The sequence below is a fragment of the Coleofasciculus sp. E1-EBD-02 genome (genome assembly GCF_040218245.1).
Lineage (GTDB): Bacteria > Cyanobacteriota > Cyanobacteriia > Cyanobacteriales > Coleofasciculaceae > Coleofasciculus.
This window is the reverse complement of record NZ_JAVJQN010000192.1, coordinates 46,230-52,359: the sequence shown is the minus strand read 5'-3', so window position 1 is coordinate 52,359 and position 6,130 is coordinate 46,230. Positions and strand designations below refer to the sequence as shown.

The window sequence follows — 6,130 nt, the reverse complement described above, 5'->3', positions numbered from 1 at the left end:
CTAAGAGTTTCTTTCTTTTTTATCCCTACTATTTTATTCACTTCTTCCACCAATCCCATCTCATCTATTATTCCCGCCACTATTCCTAAATGGTCTAAATTTTCAATTTTTAGCGTATCCTGACTCTCTTTCATGCTTTTTTCCTCTTAGTCTTTGACTCCATTATTTTACATTAAAAACGACTGAAATAGTTACTGGGCAAACATTTTGGGTTTTAATTTATTCAATTTCATCGCTATGAATTCTGTTGAAATATCTGCGAAATGTAGGTTTTATCCCTACCATTTTAAAAGATGAAATTATTTTATCAAGCCGTTTTTAACAGGTTGTCTGTTTCCGATGAAAACCCCGCAAAATCAATATATAATATCAAGTTACAGTCTAATGTAGAACTTTCTTTTTCACCCCATCACCCCCTCGGTTATAACTTATGACTGGATTAACACTCTAACGGTTGGGCGACTTGTTTGAGTTTCAGATAAAAGTCCGAATCATCAGGCGGTGGCGTAAATTGATCAATGGGGTGGTGGTTAGTTTCGCGACGAGACCCATCCACTGGATCAGGAAGACTGGTATGATTAGGAGAAAGTAGGTCTGGAGGTGTGCGATCGCGCTCTCTAACCCGTTCCGTTTCTGGTTCAGGCTGGGCGGGCATTTGCGGTGATGCTTCAACAGATTCTGTTGCCGATTCCGTGACAACAAATTCCTCTGACTCCGCCACCGCAACCGTAGAACTTGATTCAAACATATCCGGGAAACTCCCCATTAAGAACATCGATTCGGATGTTGTATCAACGGGGGCGTTCAAATCTTGCGGTAGTTTGCGACAAATTAACCGTTCAAACTCATGATTAAAGCGATAGATAGGCTGTTCTCGTCGCCCCCAGACGGCTAAAATTTGTTCAACCGAAATCGCCTTATACCGTCCCTGATACAAGGCTTCAATGACTGCCAAACGAATCCACTGGGCGGGATAGTCTTCCAACCAAAACTCAACTAATTCTGCCGCAGAATATCCCCTCAGTTCAAATCCATAGTGACTGAGTAACTCCACGGCATAAAAAATAGCTGAATCTATCTCATTGGTCATTCGTTATTTGTCATTGGTCATTTGTCATTGGTCATTTGTCATTGGTCATTTGTCATTGATTATTTGTCATTGGTTATTTGCTCCCCAATCTCCCCCAGCTTCCCCAGCTTCCCCAGCTTCCCCAGCTTCCCCAGCTCCCCAATCTCCCCCAGCTTCCCCAGCTTCCCCAGCTTCCCCAGCTTCCCCAGCTTCCCCAGCTTCCTCATTCTTGAACAATATACGGGGAATTGATAGCATTGACACGCCCTTGTTGCACTAAGGCTTGATACAGAAACGCCGTGGCATCGGCGCGGGTAGCGGCTTTTTTCGGGTTTAACCGGGAGGGTTTGGGATAATTGACGATAATCCCGGCTTGAGTAGCCGCCGCTACAGCAGATTGGGCGTAAATGGGAATATTATCTTGATCTTGGTAAATTTCCAAGCGGTTTTCCTCTGCCTCCGGTAACGACAGCCCCTGGACTAAGGAGACAATCAACTCAACCCGCCGTAAACTTTGTTGGGGGTGAAAGGTTTGGTCGGGGAAGCCGGAAAGGAAGCCGCCGCGATAGGCTTGACTAATCACGGCTGACGCCCAAAAGTTGGCGGGAACGTCGCTAAATTGAGTGGCGGGGCGGATGGGTGTGGGGTTAAAGACTTTCACCACTAACGCCGCATATTGCGCCCGATTTAAGGGCGCATCCGGTTTAAAGCTACCATCGGCAAAGCCGCTAATCAAATTTAATCCGGCGAGAGGGCGAATAAAATCAGCCGCCCAATGATTTTGAATATCAGTAAACGAGGGAACGTACCCCTCCGGGTTAACAATATAAGGGGATGAGATAGCCGAGGCTTCGCCAGTTGAGACTAACGCCTGGTAAATTAAGGCAGCGACTTCGGCGCGGCTAATCGCTTGCATGGGTTGGAGTTCTTGAGGGCGGGGATAATTCACCACCAATTGCCGTTGTGTCGCCGTAGCAATAGCATCTGTAGCATAGCTGGGAATCTGGGCGCGATCGCGGTAAAACAAAAGTAGGTTGCCATTCCCACTCCCTAATCCCAACCCATTCACCACCGAAACCAGCGCCTGGGTTCGGGTCAGATTTTGTTGGGGACGAAATGTGCCATCTGGGAATCCAGAGATAAATCCCATACTCGCCGCCTTGCGAATCGCCGCCGCCGCCCAAAAGTTATCCGCGACATCGCGAAATGAACCCGATGTCGCCCCTACCTGGCGGGGTAAGTTAAACGTTTGGGCAATAATCGCCGCATACTGGGCGCGGGTAATATTCGCTTCCGGCTTAAAGGTGCCATCAGGAAAGCCACTAATTAACTCCCGTTTAACTAATTCCTGAATAAATCGACTTGCCCAATGATTGCCCAAATCACTAAACTGAGTTGGACCCAGTGCTGATGCGGGAACCTCTGCTGCACTCAAGGTAACTGCACCAGAAATACGGGCAGGATTTAACAAGTTGCCCACTGAAACTAAGGTCAATGACGTACTATTTTGTAAATCAACATCACCATTATCTTGTAAGATATTCCCGGCTGGGTCTTGACGACTACCTAAATTGGGTTGGGCAGACCCATTGACAATTAGCCCCCCATTGGTATTATTTTCAATCCGATTCCGGCGCAAAACGGGTTTAGCTTGGCGAGAAAGAACAATTCCCGCCTTATTGTTGATTAACGTATTATCAGCAATTAACGGAGCCGCATTATCACTCAGGGCAATCCCATACCCCGTCCGTTGACAGCGATTGCGTCGCAGTTCCCCTTTGGCATTTCGCACCAGGAAAATACCACTAGAGGCATTTTCGCTTAATTCATTATCCATAATCAGCGGTTTTGCCGTCCCCGTGACAAAAATCCCCTCACGACCACAACGGGTTAAAGTAGTATTTGCAATAATCGGGGCGCTGGATTCAATCCAAATCCCGGTTCCCTTAGCGACAGGATTCGTCACTGTCACCCCGCGCAGTTCAGCTTGAGAATCGGCTCTAACGGTAATCGATTGACTGCCAAAACTGGGGCTACTATAATCACCACTACCCACCAGGATAATATCCTTACCTTTACTAGATTCATCGCCGATGATAATCATCCCAGAGGGAATCACAATCGGGAATCGCTCCCCGTTAGCTGCATTGTACATCCCCGGTGTCAGGTAAATCGTGGTATCAGCCGTAGCTTGTGCGATCGCGTGGGTTAAGGTACGGAAGGGAGCATCCGCAGAGCCGGTATTCGTATCCTGACCTGTGGTTGGATTGACATAGAGAGTAGATTGAACCATTCGTTTAGAATTTCCGATATTAAGGTGAATGGCACTGAAATAAGCATTTTTGGCTTGCCGAAACCCTTGATATATCGTAGGGTGGGCAATGCCCACCACCATGCCAGTCAGTGCTATTCATATTAAGGTAGCCTATACCTATAGCGATTTTAGATTTGTCGAGACGTGCCATGGCGCGTCTGGAAGCCAGGGAATCCGCGAACGCTTCTACGTTTGTGTAGCTGCGGTTTCAACCGCCCAATTATATAATGTCTGGCTCAATCCCCTGTGTCAAAAAGTGGGGCGGGTTTAGTCCCATCTGGGTCAAGAAAAAAACGATAGTAGTAAAACCCGCCCCTACTTAATCACGAATCACCTATCACCAATTCTGGACTAGCCTGAAACGGCATAGCTAAAACTGCCAAAATCCGGTTCACCTCATTAATAAAATAGTCGCGTTTATCAATAAAAACAGTCTTATCGCGTAACTCCATAAATTTCCACTCCGTTCCCGTCGTTACCGCCCCATAAATACTCTCCCTCGGTTCCTCGTTGCTTTGATTAAACAGTTGATCCGCAATCATTTCAGCAATACACTGCGCCAACCCCGACTTAATATTTTCATTCTTAGCTTCAACCAGAGTAAGCACAGGAGTCCGAATTTCATAAGAGTCTGGGGAAGCCGTCAGAATATAATCACAATATCCATTTAAACCCGCGCTAGGAGCCACATTGAACTCCGACCCCGAGAAAAAGCCAATTTTAAACCCAAAGTGTCGCCGCACCTCCAAAAGCACAGGAGTAATAATTAACTCAGCCCGTGCCTTTTCGGTATTGATAGCCGTCGCCAGCGAAACATTTTCCGTTAACGTCTTATGCAGATACTCACACGTCATGATTTACTGATTCTCACGGCAAGTACCCATCCTAGCTACCTTTTGGCGATTCCTACATTGGGGGGAGAACCGGAGGCGATCGCACGGACGCAGCAAGACACCTCTATCATTGTCGTACATTTTCCCAGCAGTAGCTGAAGGAGAACGTTTTGATTGTGTAGGGGCGGGTTTCACGGCTATCGTTGCTTTCCTCACCTAAATTTAACTAAACCCGCCCTGACTCCTGCACTAAAATTGTGGAATAGATTTACGGTTAAATCGGGCGCACGTCGGTGCGCCCCTACAATTCTAATCCACCAATTAAGGTGTGCCACGCCATGCGCCCCTACGCCCATTAAACTCCTGTTATAGTCGAGGAATGTAGAGATGCGACGGGTATACCTGGAGGATAGGATGAATCACTTTTCCAGTTTGATGTCTTTTTTACGCGATCGCAAGGCATTTTTAACCGAGGTTGAGAAGGAAATCGGACTCGACCGTAAAATTGTTTCATTGTTAGTGTGTAGTGCCTCCTTTCTGGCGTTGTACGGCTTGGTGATTGGGGCGTCGAGTCATTGGCTTCAGGCGATTAGTTCAGCGATTAAGTTGCCGGGTCTTTATTTAATCACACTGCTGGTTTGTCTGCCCAGTTTATATATTTTCGAGGTGGTGACGGGTTCACAGCGCAACTTTCGCCAATATTTGGTGTTGCTTTTAGCCACCACGTCAGTGATCAGTGTCATGCTTTTGGCGTTTGTTCCCGTGGTCTTGTTTTTCCTACTCTCGGTGAATGATTACGAGTTTTTCAAGTTACTCAATGTCGTCATTTTTGCCTTAACTGGCGTGATCGGTGTCCAGTTTTTCTACCAAAGCATGAAATCGCTGCATTCTCATTCTAAAGATACGGATAAATCCCGGAATTTGAAGGTTGTGCAAGCTTGGTTATTTCTATACGGCTTTGTTGGCAGTCAGTTGGGTTGGTCACTGCGACCCTTTTTTGGTAATCCAGGAAAAGACTTTGCCCTGTTTCGTCCCTTAGAGAGTAATTTCTATGTGCATATTTTTAAAACGCTGACTCACGCTCTAGGATTAAACTAAGCCAAATAATTTCATCATCCAGGAGATACGTTCATGCTAAATAATGTAGCAGAATTGCCGATTACTCCAGCGGAATTAGAGCAAAGCGGGGGTTTAGATCTGAGTGCGGGACTGGTGACAACGGTTTACCGTGGGGTATTTTGGCGAAATCCACAACATCTGCGATCGCTCCTGTTTATTGAGGTCTTTAGTTTAGGTCTAATTCTGATTTTTGTTATGCCTGTGGGGTTTCTGGCGGTGAAGCGATCGGGGAATTTGCCAAGTGATGGGGCGGACATTGCCAATTTATTTCTGTTATTTTTGGCGGGATCAGTCTTGATTTTGGCATTGGGAAATATTTGGCTTGTGAATCAGGCAAAACGCTGGAAATCTGTAGCTAAGTTGTTACGGCAAGTGGATAAGTACAATCGTGTAGTTAAATCCCTAGCCATGCTGAATCAACTGAGTCGGACTGAAAATAATCTGCAAGGGGATAACTCGTTAGAAGGTGAAAAGGTATTGAGGGCTTTACGGGTAACTAAAAACAGTTTACTGCAAGCAATTAAGATAGAAATTATTCGCACGAAACAAGGGGTGATGGCACGACCGGATGAATTGATGGTTACATTAGAGAATAATTTAACCAGTTTGGTTGCGGGAGAACTTGATCCGCCAACGGATCAGTATGGTTATTTGCTCGATGAAGCGCTGCAAATTGCGATGAGTGTGGAGCAACAAATGCGAGATTTGTAAGTTGCGATAAAATCATGAAATAAATCTATTGTCTTTACGCTAAAGTAAGTCTTTGAACCCGTTTTCAGTAAGCCCTAACACCCG

At 46.1% G+C, this 6,130-nt stretch carries 9 protein-coding genes; 4 read left to right on the top strand and 5 right to left on the bottom strand.

Annotated features, from left to right (window positions below):
• The 4 genes from RIC07_RS29865 to RIC07_RS29850 all read right to left on the bottom strand — a co-directional run.
• Window positions 1-134 (bottom strand): DUF4277 domain-containing protein (locus RIC07_RS29865; protein WP_446394071.1); only part of this gene is annotated, 134 nt, incomplete at its 3' end.
• 305 nt (window positions 135-439) lie between these two features.
• The gene (locus RIC07_RS29860; RefSeq protein WP_446397680.1) at window positions 440-1,090 is read right to left on the bottom strand and encodes a hypothetical protein; all 651 of its coding nucleotides are present in this window, start codon (window positions 1,088-1,090) and stop codon (window positions 440-442) included.
• Window positions 1,091-1,156: 66 nt separating this feature from the next.
• The gene (locus tag RIC07_RS29855; RefSeq protein WP_446397679.1) at window positions 1,157-1,306 is read right to left on the bottom strand and encodes a hypothetical protein; all 150 of its coding nucleotides are present in this window, start codon (window positions 1,304-1,306) and stop codon (window positions 1,157-1,159) included.
• Window positions 1,293-3,362, bottom strand: coding sequence for an S-layer homology domain-containing protein (locus tag RIC07_RS29850; RefSeq protein ID WP_446397678.1), 2,070 nt, complete (start codon window positions 3,360-3,362; stop codon window positions 1,293-1,295). Before RIC07_RS29850 ends, RIC07_RS29855 begins: the two co-directional genes overlap by 14 nt.
• A gap of 88 nt (window positions 3,363-3,450) precedes the next feature.
• Here RIC07_RS29850 and RIC07_RS29845 point away from each other — a divergent pair, with 88 nt between their 5' ends.
• Window positions 3,451-3,654, top strand: a complete 204-nt coding sequence (locus tag RIC07_RS29845; protein WP_446397677.1) for a hypothetical protein — start codon at window positions 3,451-3,453, stop codon at window positions 3,652-3,654.
• 52 nt (window positions 3,655-3,706) lie between these two features.
• Here RIC07_RS29845 and RIC07_RS29840 read toward each other — a convergent pair whose 3' ends face one another.
• A complete protein-coding gene (locus tag RIC07_RS29840; RefSeq protein ID WP_446397676.1) occupies window positions 3,707-4,237 on the bottom strand; it encodes a hypothetical protein in 531 nt (176 codons plus the stop codon).
• Between RIC07_RS29840 and RIC07_RS29835 the strand changes: the two genes are divergently transcribed.
• The 3 genes from RIC07_RS29835 (at window position 4,217) to RIC07_RS29825 (ending at window position 6,046) form a co-directional block, all read left to right on the top strand.
• Window positions 4,217-4,375, top strand: a complete 159-nt coding sequence (locus tag RIC07_RS29835) for a hypothetical protein (RefSeq protein WP_446397675.1) — start codon at window positions 4,217-4,219, stop codon at window positions 4,373-4,375. The two genes, RIC07_RS29840 and RIC07_RS29835, sit on opposite strands and share 21 nt — an antisense overlap.
• A gap of 255 nt (window positions 4,376-4,630) precedes the next feature.
• A complete protein-coding gene (locus RIC07_RS29830; RefSeq protein ID WP_446397683.1) occupies window positions 4,631-5,314 on the top strand; it encodes an actin-binding WH2 domain-containing protein in 684 nt (227 codons plus the stop codon).
• A gap of 33 nt (window positions 5,315-5,347) precedes the next feature.
• The gene (locus RIC07_RS29825; protein WP_446397674.1) at window positions 5,348-6,046 is read left to right on the top strand and encodes a hypothetical protein; all 699 of its coding nucleotides are present in this window, start codon (window positions 5,348-5,350) and stop codon (window positions 6,044-6,046) included.
• The last annotated feature ends 84 nt before the right edge of the window (window positions 6,047-6,130 follow it).

Coding starts and splice junctions, on each gene's coding strand:
- RIC07_RS29830 (WP_446397683.1), top strand. CDS start 4,631: ATGAATCACTTTTCCAGTTTGATGTCTTTTTTACGCGATCGCAAGGCA.
- RIC07_RS29825 (WP_446397674.1), top strand. CDS start 5,348: ATGCTAAATAATGTAGCAGAATTGCCGATTACTCCAGCGGAATTAGAG.
- RIC07_RS29850 (WP_446397678.1), bottom strand. CDS start 3,362: ATGGTTCAATCTACTCTCTATGTCAATCCAACCACAGGTCAGGATACG.
- RIC07_RS29835 (WP_446397675.1), top strand. CDS start 4,217: ATGCAGATACTCACACGTCATGATTTACTGATTCTCACGGCAAGTACC.
- RIC07_RS29860 (WP_446397680.1), bottom strand. CDS start 1,090: ATGACCAATGAGATAGATTCAGCTATTTTTTATGCCGTGGAGTTACTC.
- RIC07_RS29840 (WP_446397676.1), bottom strand. CDS start 4,237: ATGACGTGTGAGTATCTGCATAAGACGTTAACGGAAAATGTTTCGCTG.
- RIC07_RS29845 (WP_446397677.1), top strand. CDS start 3,451: ATGCCCACCACCATGCCAGTCAGTGCTATTCATATTAAGGTAGCCTAT.